The following is an 18977-nucleotide window of genomic DNA, read 5'->3' as shown; positions in this document are numbered from 1 at the left end:
CCCCCCCCCCACGCCCGAGGGGCGTTCGGGGGTCTGGGGGCTTGCCCCCAGTTTCGGGAAGGGGCGGGGATGGGGAGAAAAACGTCCGGACCTCAGCCCGCCGCCTCCGGCGCCGTGACAAAGTCGATCAGTTCCTCCACGCGGCCCAGGAGCTGCGGCTCCAGGTCCTTGTAGGAGTGGACGGAGCCGAGGATCCGCTGCCACGCCGCGCCCGTGTTCGGCGGCCAACCCAACGCCGCGCACACCCCCGTCTTCCAGTCCTGCCCCCGCGGCACCCGCGGCCACTCGCCGATGCCCACAGACGAGGGCTTCACGGCCTCCCATACGTCGATATACGGATGGCCCACGATCAGCGCGTGGTCGCTGGAGACCGACGCCGCGATACGGGACTCCTTGGAGCCGGGGACCAGGTGGTCGACCAGGATGCCGAGTCGCGCGTCGGGCCCGGGCGCGAACTCCGCGACGATCGCGGGCAGGTCGTCGATGCCCGAGAGGTACTCGACGACGACGCCCTCGACCCGTAGGTCGTCGCCCCAGACCCGCTCCACCAGCTCCGCGTCATGGCGGCCCTCCACATAGATCCGCCCCACACGGGCGACCCGGGCCCGCGCGCCGGGCACCGCGACCGAACCGGACGCGGTGCGGGTGGGGCGTACCGGCGCGGCGGCCGAGGGGCGGACCAGGGTGACCACCTGACCGTCCAGGAGGAAGCCGCGCGGGTCGAGCGGGAAGACCCGGTGCTTGCCGAAGCGGTCCTCCAGGGTGACCGTGCCCGCCTCGCAGCGGATCACCGCGCCGCAGAAACCGGTGGTCGCCTCCTCGACGACCAGGTCCCGGTCGGCCGGGATCTCCGGGACGGCCTGCCGCTTCTTCCAGGGCGGGGTCAGATCGGGGTGGTAGCTGCGCATCCGGCCGACGATAGGAAGAATCGCGGGTCAGGCGCTCACGACACGCCGAAGCGGGCCGCCAGCTCCTCGCGCTGCGCGTGGACAAACGCCGCATCCACCACAGATCCATGGCCGGGTACGTACGCCGCGTCCTCACCGCCCAGTTCCAGGAGCCGGTCCAGGGCGTGCGGCCACTGCGTCGGCATCGCATCGCGCCCGGCCTGCGGCGGACCCGACTCCTCGACCAGATCGCCGCAGAAGACGATCTCCGGGGCGGCGGAGCCGGCGCCCTGGACCAGGACCACCAGGTCGTGGCCGGTGTGACCGGGGCCGACGTTCGCCAGGAGTACCCGCACACCGCCCAGGTCGAGGGTCCACTCGGCGCAGACCAGGTGGTGCGGGTGCACCAGGAGGTCCACCGCCTCGGCCACCGCGGGCCGGTCCGCCCCATGACGTACCGCGTCCGCGAGGAGGTCGTCGCGGCCCCTGGCGAAGACCGCGTCCAGACCCACCGCGCCGTACACCTCCACGCCCGCGAAGGCCGCCGCGCCCAGTACGTGGTCGAAGTGCGGGTGGGTGAGGGCGAGGTGGGTGACCCGGCGCTCGCCGCCGAGCAGCCGCTGGGCCTGCGCTCTCACCTCGGCGCCCTCGCGCAGCGTGGACCCCGCGTCAATCACCAAGGCCGCCCTGTCACCCGCGACAAGGCCGACCGTGCAGTCCCAGATCGGCAGCCGCCGTCGGGCCACCGAAGGGGACAGTTGCTCCCAGTCCGGCTCTTCCCAAGTCAACCCCATGGGGAGACGCTAACCCCAGGCGCGCGGGGCGGCACGGCGCCGGACCGACCGCCCTTGCCGGGGTCGTACCCACCGGCCGTACACTGGCTGCGGGAATCTTGGCACTCGCCTGCGGTGAGTGCCAGGGGGAAAGCCGCAGCGGCGACCGGGGCCGCGGGGAAGACAGCTGGAGGTGTGCGCGGATGCTCAGTGAACGAAGGCTCGAGGTGCTGCGCGCCATCGTCCAGGACTATGTCGGCACCGAGGAGCCGGTCGGCTCCAAGGCGCTCACGCAGCGGCACCACCTCGGTGTCTCGCCCGCGACCGTACGCAACGACATGGCCGCGCTGGAGGAGGAGGGCTTCATCGCCCAGCCGCACACCAGCGCCGGGCGGATTCCGACGGACAAGGGGTACCGGCTCTTCGTCGACAAGCTCGCGGACGTCAAGCCGATGTCCGCGCCCGAGCGCCGCGCCATCCAGAGCTTCCTGGACCACGCGGTCGACCTGGACGACGTCGTGGCCCGTACGGTCCGGCTGCTCGCGCAGCTGACCCGGCAGGTCGCCGTGGTGCAGTACCCCTCGCTGACCCGCTCGACGGTCCGCCATGTCGAACTGCTCGCGCTCGCGCCCGCTCGGTTGATGCTGGTACTGATCACCGACACCGGCCGGGTCGAGCAGCGGCATGTGGACTGCCCCGCTCCGTTCGGCGAGACCTCGCTCGCCGATCTGCGGGCCCGGCTCAACAGCCGGGTCGCGGGGCGCCGTTTCACCGACGTACCGCAACTGGTGCAGGACCTGCCCGAGTCCTTCGAAACGGAGGACCGGGGCACGGTCTCGACCGTGCTCTCCACTCTCCTGGAGACCCTGGTCGAGGAGACCGAGGAGCGGCTGGTCATCGGCGGCACCTCCAACCTGACCCGCTTCGGGCACGACTTCCCGCTCGTGATCCGGCCGGTGCTTGAGGCGCTTGAGGAGCAGGTCGTGCTCCTCAAGTTGCTCGGCGAGGCCAAGGACTCGGGCATGACCGTACGAATCGGGCATGAGAATGCCCACGAGGGCCTCAACTCCACGTCCGTCGTGTCGGTCGGCTACGGTTCGGGCGGCGAGGCAGTCGCCAAGCTCGGCGTGGTCGGACCGACCCGCATGGATTACCCCGGAACGATGGGAGCAGTACGCGCAGTGGCACGTTACGTCGGACAGATCCTGGCGGAGTCGTAAGTGGCCACGGACTATTACGCCGTACTCGGCGTGCGCCGCGACGCTTCCCAGGACGAGATCAAGAAGGCTTTCCGGAGGCTCGCCCGCGAGCTGCACCCGGACGTCAATCCCGATCCCAAGACGCAGGAGCGCTTCAAGGAGATCAACGCCGCCTACGAGGTGCTGTCGGACCCGCAGAAGAAGCAGGTCTACGACCTCGGGGGCGACCCCCTGTCGCAGTCTGGCGGCGGCGGTGGCGCGGGCGGTTTCGGGGCCGGTGGCTTCGGCAACTTCTCCGACATCATGGACGCGTTCTTCGGCGCGTCGTCCCAGCGCGGGCCGCGCTCGCGTACCCGCCGTGGCCAGGACGCGATGATCCGGCTCGAGATCGAGCTGGACGAGGCGGCCTTCGGCACCACCAAGGACATCCAGGTCGACACCGCGATCGTGTGCTCGACCTGCTCCGGTGAGGGCGCGGCGCCCGGGACCTCGGCGCAGACCTGTGACATGTGCCGCGGCCGCGGTGAGGTCTCGCAGGTCACCCGGTCCTTCCTGGGCCAGGTCATGACCTCGCGGCCGTGCCCCCAGTGCCAGGGCTTCGGCACTGTGGTGCCGACGCCGTGCCCGGAGTGCGCGGGCGACGGACGGGTGCGCTCGCGGCGCACCCTGACGGTGAAGATCCCGGCCGGTGTGGACAACGGCACCCGGATCCAGCTGGCGGGCGAGGGCGAGGTCGGGCCCGGTGGCGGCCCCGCCGGTGACCTCTACGTCGAGATCCACGAGCTGCCGCACCCGGTCTTCCAGCGGCGCGGCGACGACCTGCACTGCACGGTCACCATCCCGATGACGGCCGCGTCCCTCGGCACCAAGGTGCCGCTGGAGACCCTGGACGGCATGGAGGAGATCGACATCAGGCCCGGCACCCAGTCGGGGCAGTCGGTCCCGCTGCACGGGCGGGGTGTCACGCACCTGCGCGGCGGCGGACGAGGCGACCTCATCGTCCACGTCGAGGTCCTCACCCCGTCGAAGCTCGACCCCGAGCAGGAACGCCTGCTGCGCGAACTGGCGGCCCTGCGAGGCGAAGAGCGTCCGACTGGGCAGTTCCAGCCGGGCCAGCAAGGGCTGTTCTCGCGCTTGAAGGACGCCTTCAACGGGAGATAGGCGCGGCTGCGGCCGGGGCTCCGGGGGTTGTCCCCCGGGGCAGCACAGTCAGCCGGGCCAGCAAGGGCTGTTCTCGCGGTTGAAGGACGCCTTCAACGGGAGATAGGCGCGGCTGCGGCCGGGGGCCCGGGGGTTGTCCCCCGGGGCAGCACAGTCAGCCGGGCCAGCAGGGGCTGTTCTCGCGGTTGAAGGACGCCTTCAACGGGCGCTGAGGCCCTAGCGGAATGTTCGATTCGGTGCTGTGTGGGGGACGTGACACGATGCTGACATGTCCTCCGCACTGACCGATCTCTGCCGGTACCCGATCGTGCAGGCCCCCATGGCGGGCGGCGCCTCCGCCCCGCCGCTGGTCGGTGCGGTGTGCGAGGCCGGTGGCCTCGGCTTCCTCGCGGCCGGGTACAAGACGGCCGACGGCATGTACCAGGAGATCAAACAACTGCGCGGGCTGACCGCCAGGCCCTTCGGCGTCAACCTCTTCCTGCCGCAGTCCGAGTACGCCGACCCGGCCGCCGTCGAGGTCTACGCGAACCAGCTCGCGGGCGAGTCCGCCTGGTACGAGACCCCGCTCGGCGAATACGCCTGCGGCGGGCTCGACGACGGCTACGACGCCAAACTCGCGATCCTCATCGACGACCCCGTACCGGTCGTCTCGTTCACCTTCGGCTGCCCGACCCGCGACGCGCTGGAAGCCTTCGCACGCGTCGGGACACTCACCGTCGTCACGGTCACCACACCCGAAGAGGCAGCCGCCGCGCAGTGGGCGGGCGCCGACGCGGTGTGCGTGCAGGGCATCGAGGCGGGCGGCCACCAGGGCAGCCACCGGGACACCCCGGCCTCCGACGGCAGCGGCATCGGACTGCTGTCCCTGATCGCGCAGGTACGCGAGACCGTACAGCTGCCGATCATCGCGACCGGTGGTCTGATGCGCGGCGCCCAGATCGCCGCGGCCCTCGCGGCGGGCGCCGACGCGGCCCAGCTCGGCACCGCGTTCCTGGCCTGCCCGGAGTCCGGTGCCCACGCCCTGCACAAACAGGCCCTGACCAACCCGCTGTTCGTCCGCACCGAACTCACCCGCGCCTTCACCGGCCGCCCGGCCCGCGGCCTGGTCAACCGCTTCCTGCGCGAACACGGCCCGTACGCCCCGGCCGCGTACCCCCAGGTGCACCATCTGACCAGCCCGCTGCGTAAGGCCGCGGCCAGGACGGGCGACGCGCAGGGCATGGCGCTGTGGGCCGGGCAGGGCCACCGGATGGCCCGCGAACTCCCGGCCGGGCAGCTGGTCGAGGTGCTGGCGGCCGAACTCACGGCGGCCAAGGCCGCGTTGATCGAGGGGAGCGCGTCATGACGGCGCCGGTGTTCGTGGTGGACGAGGTACCGGGCGGGCCCGAGTACGTCCTGGAGGGACCCGAGGGGCGGCACGCCGTCTCCGTGAAGCGGCTGCGCGCCGGCGAAAATGTCGTACTCACCGACGGCCGGGGCCGCTGGACCGAGGGCGTGGTGAAGGCCGCCGAGGGCAAGGACCGGCTCGTCGTGACGGACCTGACCGGCATCGAGGAAGAGCCCGAACCCACCCCGCGGATCACCGTCATCCAGGCACTCCCCAAGGGCGACCGCGGTGAACTCGCCGTCGAGACCATGACGGAGACCGGCGTCGACGTGATCGTGCCGTGGTCGGCGTCCCGCTGTATCACCCAGTGGAAGGGCGACCGCGGTCTGAAGGCGCTCGGCAAGTGGCGGGCCACCGCCCGCGAGTCGGGCAAGCAGTCGCGCCGGGTGCGCTTCCCGGACGTCGCGGACGCGGCAACGACCAAACAGGTTGCGGCACTTCTGGCCAAGGCCGACCTCGCCGCCGTCCTGCACGAGGACCGCGACTGCGCCAGCGAGCCCCTGGCCACCGCCGAACTCCCCACCTCCGGCGACATCGTGCTGGTCGTCGGCCCCGAAGGGGGCGTGTCCCCCGAGGAGTTGGCCCTCTTCGCCGAGGCGGGTGCCAGGCCGTACCGGCTGGGCCGCAGCGTGCTGCGCACCTCCACCGCGGGCACGGCCGCGACGGCCCTCCTGCTGGGCCGCACCGGCCGCTGGGCGTAACCCCGTCCGGCGCGAGAAGATCTGGCGACAATAGGGGTACCGCTCCACCGCCCCCGGTGGGATTCTGCCCCGTATGCGGGCAATGTGGCGTCACGTCAGGCGCGTACCCAGCCGCCGCCGTGGCCTGTACGCGGCCGGGGCGGTGACCGCCGCCGTCGTGGCCGTGACCGCGTGCGAACCCGTCGGGAGCACGATGTCCGCCACCGCGGTCGCGATCACCACCGACCAGGTCGGGACCAAGGCGCTGGAGCAGAAGAACATCGACGTGCAGTGGCTCAGCTGTTCGGCGACGCTCGGGGAGGGCGGTAAGACCACCCCCAACACGGGGGATCCCACTCCGTCACCGAGCGTACGGAGCGTGGCCACCGTCGACTGCCAGGGCAAGACCATGGACGACAAGGACATCACGATCACCGGCAAGGTGACGGAGGAGCTCGACGGCCGGTGCGTACGGGGCGACCTGACCGCCAAGGTCGACAACAGAGTCGTCTTCGAGGCCAACATGCTCGGCAACTGCGCGGCGACCACCGAGCCGCCCAGGACTCCGCCGGTCACCTACGAGCCGACCCCGACCAGCCCACCGGATGCCACCGAGCCGCCCGACGACCCGGCCAGGCCCACGGTCACCGTGACGGTGACCGCCGACCCGCCGCCCACCTGCGACTGCGCACCCGGCAAGTGACGGTGAGCCCCTGGGCCGCCCGGCGCCGGACCGCAGGCGACGCGCGAAGCGATAGCGGGCCGACATGCGAAGTGATCGCAGGGCGACGCGCGAAGCGATCGAACCACTGGCCGCAGCCCGGCCCGGCTGCCTAGGGTGACCTTGTGACGCACCCTGCCTACCTCCGGTTTCCGCATGTCCAGGGCGACTTGATCGCCTTCACCGCCGAAGACGACGTCTGGATCGCGCCCCTGGGCGGCGGCCGGGCCTGGCGCGTCAGCGCCGACAACACCCCCGTGAACCATCCGAGGATCTCCCCGGACGGCACCCGGGTCGCCTGGACGTCGACCCGCGACGGCGCCCCCGAGGTCCATCTCGCGCCCATCGACGGCGGCCCCGCCAAGCGGCTGACCCACTGGGGAAGTTGGAAGACCGCCGTACGCGGCTGGACCCCCGGCGGCGAGGTGCTAGCCATCAGCACCCACGGCCAGGCCTCACTGCGCCGCAGCTGGGCCCGCGCGGTCCCGCTGGACGGAGGGCCCGCGGCCACACTCCCGTACGGCCCGGTAGGCGACGTGGCCCACGGACCCGAAGGGCAGATCCTGCTGCTTTCGGCCACCATGGGGCGCGAGGCGGCCTTCTGGAAGCGCTACCGCGGCGGCACCGCGGGCAAGCTCTGGATCGGCGGCCCCGACGGGGAGTTCACACGGGTCCACGCAGACGTCGACGGGAACATCGAATACCCGATGTGGGTGGGGGAGCGCATCGCGTTCCTCTCCGACCACGAGGGCACCGGCGCCGTCTACTCGTCCCTTCCCGACGGCACGGACCTGCGCCGCCACACCCCCACCGACGGCTTCTACGCCCGGCACGCCGCCACCGACGGAACCCGCGTGGTGTACGCCTCCGCCGGTGGACTCTGGCTCCTGGACGACCTCGACGGCACCGAGCCCCGCCGCCTCGACATCCGCCTCGGCGGTCAGCGCACCGACCTCCAGCCGCACCCCGTACGGCCCGAGCGCCACCTCTCGGCCGCCGCGATGGACCACACCGGACGCGGCAGCGCGGTCTCCGTACGCGGCGGCATCCACTGGGTCACCCACCGCGAGGGCCCGGCCCGGGTACTCGCCGCCGAACCCGGCGTACGCGCCCGGCTGCCGCGCACCTTCCGCGTCGACGGCGACGAACACGTGGTGTGGGTGACGGACGCCGACGGCGACGACGCCCTCGAGTTCGCCCCCGCCACGGGCGTCGCACCCGGCGCATCCGTACGCCGGGTCGGCGCCGGACAGCTCGGCCGCGTCCTGTCCCTGGCCGTCGCCCCGGACGGCAGCCGCGCCGCCGTCGCCGCGCACGACGGCCGCGTACTGCTGGTCGAACGCGCGTCAGGCGACGTACGCGAAGTCGACCGCAGCGAGCACGGCGACGCCACCGGCCTTGTCTTCTCACCGGACTCCGCCTGGCTCGCCTGGTCGCATCCAGGACCCGACCCGCTGCGCCAGCTCAAGCTGGCCAACACCGCCGACCTGTCCGTCACCGAGGCCACCCCGCTGCGCTTCCGCGACTTCTCGCCCGCCTTCACGCTGGACGGAAAGCACCTCGCGTTCCTGTCGGCGCGCTCCTTCGACCCGGTCTACGACGAGCACGTCTTCGACCTGGCCTTCGTGGGCGGCAGCCGCCCGCACCTGATAACGCTGGCCGCCACCACGCCATCGCCGTTCGGACCGCAGCGCCACGGCCGCCCCTTCGAAGCCGCGGAGAAGGGCGGCCCCGAGGGTGAGGACGACACCCCGGCCACCCGGATCGACCTCGACGGACTCGGCGACCGCATCGTGCCGTTCCCCGTCGAAGCCGCCCGCTACACCACGCTCAGGGCCGCCAAGGACGGCCTGCTGTGGCTGACCCACCCGGTGCGCGGCGCCCTCGGCGTCTCCCGCGCCACACCGGACGACCCCGGCCCCAGGACGGTGCTCGTACGGTACGACCTGGCCCAGCAGCGGGTCGAGGAGATCGCCGCGGACGCCGACGACTTCTCGGTCAGCGGCGACGGCAAGCGGGTCCTGCTGCACACCGACGGCAAGGTCAAGGTGGTGCCCAGCGACCGCCGCCCGCCGAGCGACGACGACAGCGACAGCAACATCACCGTCGACCTCTCCCGCATCCGGCAGATCGTCGAACCCGCCGCCGAATGGCGCCAGATGTACGAAGAGAACGGCCGCATCATGCGGGACCACTTCTGGCGCCAGGACATGGGCGGCATCGACTGGACCGGCGTACTGGACCGCTACCGGCCCGTACTCGACCGGGTCGCCACCCACGACGACCTGGTGGACCTGCTGTACGAGGTACACGGCGAACTGGGCACCTCGCACGCCTACGTGGTCCCCTACGGCGGCTCGGGCCCGGCCAGCACCCGGCAGGGCCTGCTCGGCGCCGACCTGTCCCGGCACCCGGACGGCCTGTGGCGGCTCGACCGCATCCTGCCCTCCGAGACCTCCGACCCGCACGCCCACTCGCCGCTGGCCGCGCCCGGCGTCGCGGTCCGCGCCGGGGACGCCATCCTCGCCGTGGACGGCCGCCCGGTGGACCCCGTCACCGGCCCCGGGCCGCTCCTGGTCGGGGCAGCCGGGAAGCCGGTCGAGCTGACCATCTCGCCGTCCGGCGGCGGCGACCCCCGGCACGCCGTCGTCGTACCGCTCGCCGACGAGGAGCCGCTGCGCTACCACGCCTGGGTCGCCGACCGGCGCGCCTACGTCCACCAGATCTCCGACGGCCGCCTCGGCTATCTGCACGTCCCCGACATGCAGGCGCCCGGCTGGGCCCAGATCCACCGCGACCTGCGGGTCGAGGTGGCCAAGGAAGGCCTGATCGTCGACGTACGAGAGAACCGCGGCGGCCACACCTCGCAGCTGGTCGTCGAGAAGCTGGCCCGCCGGATCGTCGGCTGGGACCTGCCGCGCGGCATGACGCCCTCCAGCTATCCGGCGGACGCCCCGCGCGGCCCGGTCGTCGCGGTCGCCAACGAGTTCTCCGGCTCCGACGGCGACATCGTCAACGCCGCCATCAAGGCGCTCGGCATCGGCCCGGTCGTCGGCACCCGCACCTGGGGCGGCGTCGTCGGCATCGACAGCCGCTACCGCCTGGTCGACGGCACGCTGGTCACCCAGCCCAAGTACGCGATCTGGCTGGAGGGTTACGGCTGGGGCGTCGAGAACCACGGCGTCGACCCGGACGTCGAGGTCGTGATGGCCCCCCAGGACCATGTGGCCGGGCGCGACCCCCAGATCGACGAGGCGGTACGCATGGCCCTGGCCGTACTGACCGAGAACCCGGCGAAGTCCCCGCCGAGCCTGCCCGAACTGGGCTGACGGCGGGACACGTCGGCGGGGTGAGTGCGGCTTACGGCTGTGCTCACCCCGCCACCGGGTACAGCGAGCCTCGCCGCCCCTCGGGCGAGGCGAGCCACTCGACCTTCCGTGCCGTGTCGGTGTGCGGCTGCGGGGTGTGCAGCACGATCGACAGGTCCGGCCGGGCCGGGATCCGCAACTGCGTCGACTCGAAGAACAGCAGCCCCACCAGCGGGTGTTGAAGCTCCTTGGCCAGCAGCCCGCCCGGCGCGATGTCCCGCCGCTCCCACAGCTCGGCGAACTCGGCGCTCAGCTCCCTCGCCTCCGCGACGACCCGCGCGAAGCCCTCGTCGTCCGGGTGCTCGGAGCAGGCGGCGCGGTACTGCGCCACCACCTGCCGGGCGTTCGCCTCCCAGCTCTGCGAACGCTGCCGGTAGAGCTCGTCGGTGAAGAAGGCGAGCAGACAGTTCTGCCGACTGTCCGGGCGCATCCCGAGCACCGCCGCGGCCGCGTCGTTGTACATGACGCAGTTCCAGTACGCGTCCATGATGTGCGCCGGGTACGGCATCCAGGTGTCGATCAGCCGCCGCAGCCCGTCGCACATCTGCTGGTCGGCCGCCGCGACCTCCAGCACGGGCGGGTTGAGACCGGCCAGTACGTACAGATGGCGCCGCTCGGCGCTGCTCATCCGCAGCACCCGGGCGACCGCGTCCAGTACCTGCGGCGACACCGAGATATCCCGGCCCTGCTCCAGCCACTGGTACCAGGACGCGCCGACTCCGGCGAGCACCGCGACCTCCTCGCGGCGCAGCCCCGGCGTACGGCGGCGGGCTCCGCCGTCGGGGAGCCCCGCCTCGGCCGGGGTGACCCGCGCCCGACGGCTCATCAGGAACTCACGCAGCTCGCGCAGGCGGTGCGCCTTCCGCGCGGCACTGTCCTGGCCGGACTTCTCGTCAGATCTCCTGTCAGACCTCTCGACAGACCTCTCGGCGGTCTCCGCCACGTGGCTCTCCCTCCCCGGCTGGTGGTGTGACCACCAGCATAAGTAGCGGCTCCCCAGGGATATTCCGGCCGCCGGAGGCTGTGGACCATGACGACCGAAGCTCCTCCCACCACCGATGCCCCCACCACCCGGGCCGCCGCGCCACCTCACCTGAGTCCCCGCGCCAAGCTGGTCCTGTTCGTGCTGTGCGCCGCGCAGTTCATGGTCGCGCTGGACTTCTCCGTACTGAACGTGGCGCTGCCCGTGCTCGGCCGCGACCTCGGTATGAGCCACTCCGCACTCCAGTGGGCGGTCACCGCCTTCGCCCTGCCGTCCGGTGGGTTCCTGCTCCTCTTCGGCCGGATCGGCGACCTGTACGGCCGCCGCAGGCTCTTCGTGTCGGGCCTGGTGCTCTTCGGCGCGGCATCGCTGCTCGCCACCTTCGCCTGGGACCCGGCGTCGTTCCTCGCCGGGCGCGCCCTGCAGGGCCTCGGCGCGGCCGCCATCGTGCCCACCGGTATGTCCCTGCTGACCACCACCTTCCCCGAAGGGCCGCAGCGCGACCGGGCGCTGGGCATCAGCGGCACCCTGATGTCCCTCGGCTTCACGGTCGGCATGGTGCTCGGCGGCGTCCTGACCGACACGCTCGGCTGGCGCTCCACGATGGGTCTGCTCGCCCTGTGCGCCCTGGTCGTGCTGCCGCTCGCGCTCTCCCTGCTCACCGAGTCCCGCACCGCCGAGCGGCCGCGGCTCGACGTGCCGGGTGCGGTCACCGTCACCGGTGGGCTGCTCGCCCTGATCTACGCCCTGTCGACGGCCGCCGAGCGCGGTTCCTTCGGCGGTGTCGACGTGCCCGTGGCGCTGGTCGCGGGCGCGGGGCTGCTGATCGCCTTCGTGATGGTCGAGTCCCGTACCGCCGAGCCGCTGGTGTCGCTGTCGATGCTGCGGCGGCGGACGGTGGCCTGGGGGAACCTGGGCGGTCTGGTCACCTTCTCGATGATGAGCACGGTCGTGTTCGTGCTGACCCTGTACCTCCAGGACGTGCTGGACCTCTCCGCCTTCCAGACCGGGCTGGTCTTCGGCGTGCAGGGCCTCGCCTCCGCGGTGGCGGGCGCGTACGTCCCCCGCATCGTCGGCCGCTTCGGCGCCCGGCGCACGCTGGTCGGATCGCTGCTCGGGCAGGGCGTGTTCGTGGCGGCGCTGCTCGGCCTCGGCACGGGTGGGTGGTCGGTGTGGCTGGCCACCGGCGCGGTCTCGCTGGCCAGCATGTGCCACCTGGGGGCGATCATCTCGTACGGCCTGACCGTCACGTCCGGCGTCGCTGACGCGGAGCAGGGGCTGGCCACGGGGCTGCTCACCAGCACCCAGCAGGTGGGACTCACGGTGGGCATCCCGCTGCTCGGGGTCCTGGCGACGACGGGCTCCGACCTGCTGTCGGGCACGCGGGTGGTGCTGGCGCTGGATGCGGCGATCGTGCTGGTGGTGGGCGTGTTGGTGGCGGTGGGGCTGCGGGAGCGTGGTGCGCGCCCTCAGTCACCGGACGGGCTCACCTGAGCCGCAGCCGCTCCGCCTTCGGCAACCCCGCCACCACCAGGTCGTACGAGTCCTCGATGAGCTCGCGGACCATGGGGGCGGGGAGCTCGGACACCGTCACCGTGTTCCAGTGCCGCTTGTTCAGGTGGTAGCCGGGGACGACCGCCGGGTACTGGGCCCGCAGCCGGACCGCGTTCTCCGGCTCGCATTTGAGGGACACCGTCAGCGGTCGCCCATCCAGCGAGCTGAGGGCGAAGATCTTGCCGCACACCTTGAAGACCGAGAACTCAGGACTGAACGGAAACTCCTCCACCGCCGCGTTGAACGACAGGCAGAACGCCTTGAGTTCCTCGGGTGTCACGTCTTGTCCTCCTTGGATGCCGCCGCCTCGACCGGCTCCACCAACACCGTCATGATCTTGTTGCGGCGGCCCGCCGCGGCCTCCGCGGTCAGCCGCAGCGCCCGGCCGTCCGGCAGGTCGACCACCGTCGTGGCACCCGCGATCGGGACCCGGCCCAGTGCCTTCGCCAACAGGCCGCCGACCGTCTCGACGTCCTCGTCGTCGAACTCCTCGATGCCGTACAGCTCACCGAGGTCACCGATGTCCAGGCGCGAGGTCACCCGCAGCCGGCCCTCGCCGAGCTCCTCGACCGGCGGCAGCTCACGGTCGTACTCGTCCGTGATCTCGCCGACGATCTCCTCCAGGATGTCCTCGATGGTGACGATCCCCGCGGTGCCGCCGTACTCGTCGATCACCACGGCCACATGGTTGCGCTCCTGCTGCATCTCGCGCAGCAGATCGCCCGCGTTCTTGGTGTCCGGCACGAAGGACGCGGGCCGCATCGCCGTGGAGACCAGATCGGACTCGGATTCGCGGTTGATGTGCGTCTTGCGGGCCAGGTCCTTCAGGTACACGATGCCGACCACGTCGTCCTCGCTCTCCCCGGTGACCGGGATACGCGAGAAACCGGACCTCAGAGCGAGGGTCAGCGCCTGCCGGATCGTCTTGTAGCGCTCGATGGCGATCAGGTCGGTGCGCGGCACCATCACCTCACGCACCAGCGTGTCGCCCAGCTCGAAGACCGAGTGCACCATCCGCCGCTCATCGTCCTCGATCAGCGACTCCTTCTCGGCCAGGTCGACCATCGCCCGCAGCTCGGCCTCGGACGCGAACGGCCCCCGGCGGAAGCCCTTTCCGGGCGTGAGGGCGTTGCCGATGAGGATGAGCAGGGGCGGGATCGGGCCCATCACACGGGCCAGCGGCAGCAGGACGTACGCCGCGGCGGTCGCCGTGTTCAGCGGGTGCTGGCGGCCGATCGTCCGCGGCGAGACCCCCACCGCCACATACGACACCAGGACCATCACGCCGATCGCGACGGTCAGCGCCTGCCAGGTCTCGTCGAAACCCCGCAGACAGACATACGTCACCAGGACCGCGGCCGCCATCTCGCAGCCGACGCGCACCAGCAGCGCGACGTTCAGATAGCGGGTCGGGTCGGCCGCGACCTGCGCCAGCTTGGCGCTGCCGCGGCGCCCGGAGCGCACCGCCTCCTCGGCCCGGAAGCTGGAGACCCGCGCCAGGCCCGCCTCCGCGCAGGAGGCGAGCCAGGCGAGGATGACCAGCAGAACGGCCCCGGAGACCAGTTGGGCGGTCACGACAGGGTCGGGGCCGGGGAGGGCCCGGTGATCCCCTTCTCCTGTCGCCACCCGTCGACGATCGCGGACTGCAGGCCGAACATCTCGGCCTTCTCGTCCGGCTCCTCGTGGTCGTACCCGAGCAGGTGCAGCACCCCGTGGACGGTGAGGAGTTGCAGCTCCTCGTCCATGGAGTGCCCGGTCGGGGCCTCCTCGCCCTGCTTCTTGGCGACCTCGGGGCAGAGCACGATGTCACCGAGCAGCCCCTGCGGGGGCTCCTCGTCGTCCTTCATCGGCGGACGCAGCTCGTCCATCGGGAAGGACATCACGTCCGTGGGGCCCGGCAGGTCCATCCACTGGATGTGCAGCTGCTCCATCGCCTCGGTGTCCACCACGATCACCGACAGTTCGGAGAGCGGGTGGATGCGCATCCGCGCCAGGGCGTAGCGGGCCACGTCGAGGACCGCCTGCTCGTCGATCTCGGTGCCGGATTCGTTGTTGACGTCGATGGACATGGTGCGCGTTGGTCTACTTCCGCTTGTGCGAGCCGTTCTCGGTGCCCTGCTCGCTGTCGTACCTCTCGTACGCGTCGACGATACGGCCGACCAGCTTGTGCCGGACGACATCGTGCGAGGTGAGCCGCGAGAAGTGGACGTCCTCCACCCCCTCCAGGATGGACTGCACCTGGCGCAGACCGCTCTTGGTGCCGCCCGGCAGGTCGACCTGGGTGACGTCACCCGTGATGACGATCTTCGAGTCGAAACCGAGCCGCGTCAGGAACATCTTCATCTGCTCGGGGCTGGTGTTCTGCGCCTCGTCCAGGATGATGAAGGCGTCATTGAGGGTGTTGTGCGTCAGCAGGTAGTCCTGGGTGACGTACAGCGAGTCCTCGGCGGCGACCTGGATGCACACCGTCTCCTCGCGGCCGGCGGGCTCGATGCTGTCGATAAAGCGCATCGGGCGGCCGCCGCCTCCGGCCTCGTGGTACTTGGCGCGCTTGCGGGTGAGGCGGAAGGGCTCTATGCCTTCGGGGAGACGGATGTCGACGCGGTGCGAGTCGCGGCGGTGGTGGACGTCCCGGCCGTTGGCTCGCCCAGGCTTCCGGCCCTCAGCGGCTCGGCGGCTCGTGTAGGCGACGCCGCCCAGAGACTGGACGAGCGCGATGACGTCGTCTCGGAGCAAGATCGACGTGGTCGAGAACTGGATTCGGCAGGTGCGATCCTTCTGGGTGACCGGACCGCCGTCAGAGTCGAGCAGACCTTGGAGTACCGCGAGGCGCACATCGGCCGAGTTGTAGCGATAATCGTCTGGGATGAACTTCGAGTACGACTTGGTGCCGAGCAGGCCCAGGGCCCGCAAGGCCTGCTTCACCGGATGTGTCAGAACGCTGCCCTTGACGTCGTTCGGCGTCGGCACACGGTTGATGAGGTAGTTGTAGCCTCCGCGCGACCGCACTTTGACGCCGGGAACCGAGGCCTCCATCGCCGAAATGAGCTCCGGGTCGGCGGTCGTGAACGAGGGAGTCCCGCCCCCCGAGACGCAGCCGTCGCCGAGGAGCAGACCCAGGACGTACGGGTCCGTGGGGACCTCGCGCTCCGGGAAGCAGACCGGTGCCGTAAGCAGCGGCAGCTCGTACCGGCGATAGTGCGCCGCCCGCAGGTTGCCGATCATCTCCTGGGTCTCCAGGACCCGCCACGGCTTGTCACGGCGCTTGTCGTCGCGCGTCCTGACCGTCCACAGGTGCTCGCCGCAGCACAGGGTCCAGGAACCGTCCTGGGCGGACAGCCGGTAGATGTCCTTCTCGCCCTGGGGATAGACACCGAGGACCGGGGTCGGTTCGCCGTTCGACCCAATGACCAGGTCGCCCACACGAAGGTCGCCGATGGGGCGCCAGCCATCTGGTGACAGCACCTTGGTGAAGGTCGGCATCGCCCGGCCCCTCATATATGCCAGCGGCGCCACCTCGATAGTCCCCGCCGCCATCAGCCGAGGAATCGAGTCCGGGTCCAGCATGTCGTGCAGCGCGTCGTACAGCGGGCGCAGGTACGGGTCGATCTTCTCGTAGAGCGTGCCGGGCAGGAAGCCGAGCCGCTCGCCGGCCTCGACCGCGGGGCGGGTCAGGATGATGCGGTTGACCTGCTTGGACTGGAGAGCCTGAACGGCCTTGGCCATCGCCAGGTAGGTCTTGCCCGTACCGGCCGGGCCGATGCCGAAGACGACCGTGTGTTTGTCGATCGCGTCGACGTACCGCTTCTGGTTGAGGGTCTTGGGGCGGATGGTGCGGCCGCGGGACGAGAGGATGTTCTGGGTGAGCACCTCGGCCGGGGTCTCTTCCGGGCCGCTGCCGTTCTCGCTCGCCCTGAGCATGGCGATCGAGCGTTCCACTGAGTCCTCCGTCATCGGCTGTCCGGTGCGGAGCACCAGCATCATCTCGTCGAACAGGCGCTGCAGGAGAGCGACTTCGTCCGCATCGCCCACCGCGCTGATCTCGTTGCCCCGGACATGGATGTCGACCGCCGGGAAGGCCTTCTCGATCACGCGCAGCAGTGCGTCTCCGGAGCCGAGCACGGTCACCATCGGGTGCTTCGCCGGGACGGTGAAGTGGGCTCGGGACTGCCCCTGCGCAGGGGTTCGGGCTGTGGGTGTCTGAGTCATGGGCCGGCTCTTGGCCTGCTCATCCTCCTTGGTGCGGGGCTCCCGCCGCTCGACAGCCTGGCACTGCCAAGGGTACGACGCCCCACTGACAACACCGAGGGGTTTTCCAGGCCTGCCCCCGGCCGTGCCCCTCCCGCCGAAACGGTGGAAGGGGCCATGAAATCCGCAGGTGACGGTCAGCGTGCGGCGCGGTTGACGGCCGAGATGACCGCCTTCAGCGAGGCGCGCGTGGTGTTGCCGTCGATCCCGATGCCCCACAGGACCTTCTCGCCGATGGCGCATTCGATGTAGGCGGCGGCCTGCGCGGACGCGCCCTCGCTCATCGTGTGCTCCTGGTAGTCCAGCAGGCGTACGTCGATGCCGATGGCCTGCAGCGCGTCGAAGAACGCGGAGATCGGGCCGTTGCCGGTACCGGTCAGCACGACATCGGCGCCGTCCACGACCGCGTCGGCGGTGAGCGTGTCGATGCCGTCCTGGTCGGTGGTGGTCTGGCCGGAACGCAGCTGCACGCGGCCCCAGGCGTTGTCCGGGTTGGGCAGGTACTCGTCCCGGAAGGCGGACCAGATGGCGGCCGGGGTGACCTCGCCGCCCTCGGCGTCGGTCTTGGCCTGGATGATCTTCGAGAACTCGATCTGCATCCGGCGCGGCAGGTCCAGCTTGTGGTCGTTCTTCAGGACGTAGGCGATACCGCCCTTGCCGGACTGCGAGTTGACCCGGATGACGGCCTCGTAGGAGCGGCCGACGTCCTTCGGGTCGATCGGCAGGTACGGGACGGCCCACTCGATGTCGTCGACCGTGACGCTCTTGGCCTTGGCGTCGGCCTCCATGGCGTCGAAGCCCTTCTTGATGGCGTCCTGGTGGGAGCCGGAGAAGGAGGTGTAGACGAGGTCGCCGACGTACGGGTGGCGGGCGTGGACCGTCATCTGGTTGCAGTACTCGGCGGTGCGGCGGACCTCGTCGATGTCGGAGAAGTCGATCTGCGGGTCGACGCCCTGCGAGAACAGGTTCATGCCCAGGGTGACCAGGTCGACGTTGCCGGTGCGCTCGCCCTGGCCGAAAAGGCAGCCCTCGATGCGGTCGGCGCCGGCCATCAGGGCCAGTTCGGCGGCGGCGACGGCGGTACCGCGGTCGTTGTGCGGGTGGACCGACAGGCAGACGTACTCGCGGCGGGACAGGTTGCGGGACATCCACTCGAAGCGGTCCGCGTGCGTGGACGGCGTCGAACGCTCCACGGTGGCGGGCAGGTTGAGGATGATCTCGCGGCCGGGTCCGGGCTCCCAGACGTCGCAGACGGCCTCGCAGACCTCCAGGGCGAAGTCCAGCTCGGTGTCGGTGAAGATCTCGGGGCTGTACTGGTAGCCGAAGGTCGTGCGGTCGTCCAGCAGCTTCTCGGCGTACTCCATGACCAGCCGCGTACCGTCGACGGCGATCTGCTTGATCTGGTCCTTGGAGCCGCGGAAGACGACCCGGCGGAAGACGGGGGCCGTCGCGTTGTAGAGGTGGACGGTGGCGCGCTTGGCGCCGACCAGGGACTCCACGGTCCGCTCGATCAGGTCCTCGCGGGCCTGGGTCAGTACGGAGATCGTGACGTCGTCGGGGATCGCGCCCTCGTCCTCGATGATCGAGCGTACGAAGTCGAAGTCGGTCTGTCCTGAGGCCGGGAAGCCGACCTCGATCTCCTTGTAGCCCATCTTCACCAGCAGGTCGAACATCTCGCGCTTGCGGGCCGGGGACATCGGGTCGATCAGCGCCTGGTTGCCGTCCCGCAGGTCGGTGGAGAGCCAGCGGGGCGCCTTGGTGATGCGCTGGTCCGGCCAGGTGCGGTCGGGGATGTCGACGGCGTCATAGCCGCGGTACTTGTGGGTCGGCATCCCGGAGGGCTGCTGGAGGTGCGTCGCGGTGGTGATGGGCGCGGGGCGGCCGGCAGAGTTCGACATGATGCGTAGGGCTCCTCGTATGTCCGCTGGGGAACGGCCGACGGGTGTGGTGGAACACCGCAGCACCTCACTCCGCGGGGAGGGGGTCGGCCTACGACTACAGACCCTCGCCGCGGCAG

At 70.9% G+C, this 18977-nt stretch carries 15 protein-coding genes; 7 read left to right on the top strand and 8 right to left on the bottom strand.

Translation table 11 applies throughout. From position 1 onward, the window contains the following. Nucleotides 1–92: 92 nt before the first annotated feature. Together U9R90_RS28260 and U9R90_RS28255 are read right to left on the bottom strand one after the other, a co-directional pair. Nucleotides 93–908 carry a DUF3097 domain-containing protein gene (locus U9R90_RS28260; protein ID WP_411059506.1) on the bottom strand — a complete coding sequence of 272 codons (816 nt, stop codon included), beginning with the start codon at nt 906–908 and terminating at the stop codon, nt 93–95. A 35-nt stretch (nt 909–943) separates the two neighbouring features. Next, nucleotides 944–1681, bottom strand: a complete 738-nt coding sequence (locus U9R90_RS28255) for an MBL fold metallo-hydrolase (protein ID WP_411059505.1) — start codon at nt 1679–1681, stop codon at nt 944–946. Between the two features lie 182 nt (nt 1682–1863). On the opposite strand from U9R90_RS28255, the gene hrcA reads away from it, so the two are divergent. The 6 genes from hrcA (at nt 1864) to U9R90_RS28225 (ending at nt 10137) form a co-directional block, all read left to right on the top strand. Next, nucleotides 1864–2880: a heat-inducible transcriptional repressor HrcA gene (hrcA, locus tag U9R90_RS28250; protein WP_411059504.1), complete on the top strand. Its 1017-nt coding sequence runs from the start codon at nt 1864–1866 to the stop codon at nt 2878–2880. Continuing rightward, nucleotides 2881–4020, top strand: coding sequence for a molecular chaperone DnaJ (gene dnaJ / locus U9R90_RS28245; protein WP_411059503.1), 1140 nt, complete (start codon nt 2881–2883; stop codon nt 4018–4020). 268 nt (nt 4021–4288) lie between these two features. Further along, entirely contained in the window at nt 4289–5365 is a 1077-nt protein-coding gene (locus tag U9R90_RS28240) for a nitronate monooxygenase (RefSeq protein WP_411059502.1), read from the top strand. Beyond that, nucleotides 5362–6108, top strand: a complete 747-nt coding sequence (locus U9R90_RS28235; protein ID WP_411059501.1) for a 16S rRNA (uracil(1498)-N(3))-methyltransferase — start codon at nt 5362–5364, stop codon at nt 6106–6108. Before U9R90_RS28240 ends, U9R90_RS28235 begins: the two co-directional genes overlap by 4 nt. Nucleotides 6109–6181: 73 nt before the next feature. Continuing rightward, on the top strand, nt 6182–6790 hold the full coding sequence (locus tag U9R90_RS28230; RefSeq protein WP_411059500.1) for a hypothetical protein: 609 nt from the start codon (nt 6182–6184) through the stop codon (nt 6788–6790). 143 nt (nt 6791–6933) lie between these two features. Beyond that, the gene (locus U9R90_RS28225) at nt 6934–10137 is read left to right on the top strand and encodes a S41 family peptidase (RefSeq protein WP_411059499.1); all 3204 of its coding nucleotides are present in this window, start codon (nt 6934–6936) and stop codon (nt 10135–10137) included. A gap of 43 nt (nt 10138–10180) precedes the next feature. Here the strand turns inward: U9R90_RS28225 and U9R90_RS28220 are convergent, their stop codons facing one another. Next, a complete protein-coding gene (locus U9R90_RS28220) occupies nt 10181–11026 on the bottom strand; it encodes a helix-turn-helix transcriptional regulator (protein ID WP_411059827.1) in 846 nt (281 codons plus the stop codon). A gap of 180 nt (nt 11027–11206) precedes the next feature. Between U9R90_RS28220 and U9R90_RS28215 the strand changes: the two genes are divergently transcribed. Then, complete coding sequence (locus U9R90_RS28215) at nt 11207–12652, top strand: MFS transporter (RefSeq protein WP_411059498.1); 1446 nt, start codon at nt 11207–11209, stop codon at nt 12650–12652. Here the strand turns inward: U9R90_RS28215 and U9R90_RS28210 are convergent. From U9R90_RS28210 to leuA, 5 genes are all read right to left on the bottom strand, one after another. Beyond that, nucleotides 12645–12992, bottom strand: a complete 348-nt coding sequence (locus U9R90_RS28210; protein ID WP_411059497.1) for an MmcQ/YjbR family DNA-binding protein — start codon at nt 12990–12992, stop codon at nt 12645–12647. The genes U9R90_RS28215 and U9R90_RS28210 overlap by 8 nt on opposite strands. Continuing rightward, nucleotides 12989–14287 carry a hemolysin family protein gene (locus tag U9R90_RS28205; protein WP_411059496.1) on the bottom strand — a complete coding sequence of 433 codons (1299 nt, stop codon included), beginning with the start codon at nt 14285–14287 and terminating at the stop codon, nt 12989–12991. The genes U9R90_RS28210 and U9R90_RS28205 overlap by 4 nt, the downstream gene beginning before the upstream one ends. Then, complete coding sequence (gene ybeY / locus U9R90_RS28200) at nt 14284–14781, bottom strand: rRNA maturation RNase YbeY (protein ID WP_411059495.1); 498 nt, start codon at nt 14779–14781, stop codon at nt 14284–14286. Before ybeY ends, U9R90_RS28205 begins: the two co-directional genes overlap by 4 nt. Nucleotides 14782–14794: 13 nt before the next feature. Beyond that, complete coding sequence (locus U9R90_RS28195; RefSeq protein ID WP_411059494.1) at nt 14795–16921, bottom strand: PhoH family protein; 2127 nt, start codon at nt 16919–16921, stop codon at nt 14795–14797. Nucleotides 16922–17097: 176 nt separating this feature from the next. After that, the gene (gene leuA / locus U9R90_RS28190) at nt 17098–18858 is read right to left on the bottom strand and encodes a 2-isopropylmalate synthase (RefSeq protein WP_411059493.1); all 1761 of its coding nucleotides are present in this window, start codon (nt 18856–18858) and stop codon (nt 17098–17100) included. Nucleotides 18859–18977: the final 119 nt, after the last annotated feature.

This window comes from Streptomyces sp. E11-3, assembly GCF_046540415.1.
Lineage (GTDB): Bacteria > Actinomycetota > Actinomycetes > Streptomycetales > Streptomycetaceae > Streptomyces.
The sequence above is the reverse complement of the archived record's forward strand: the minus strand, read 5'-3'. Positions and strand labels throughout refer to the sequence as shown.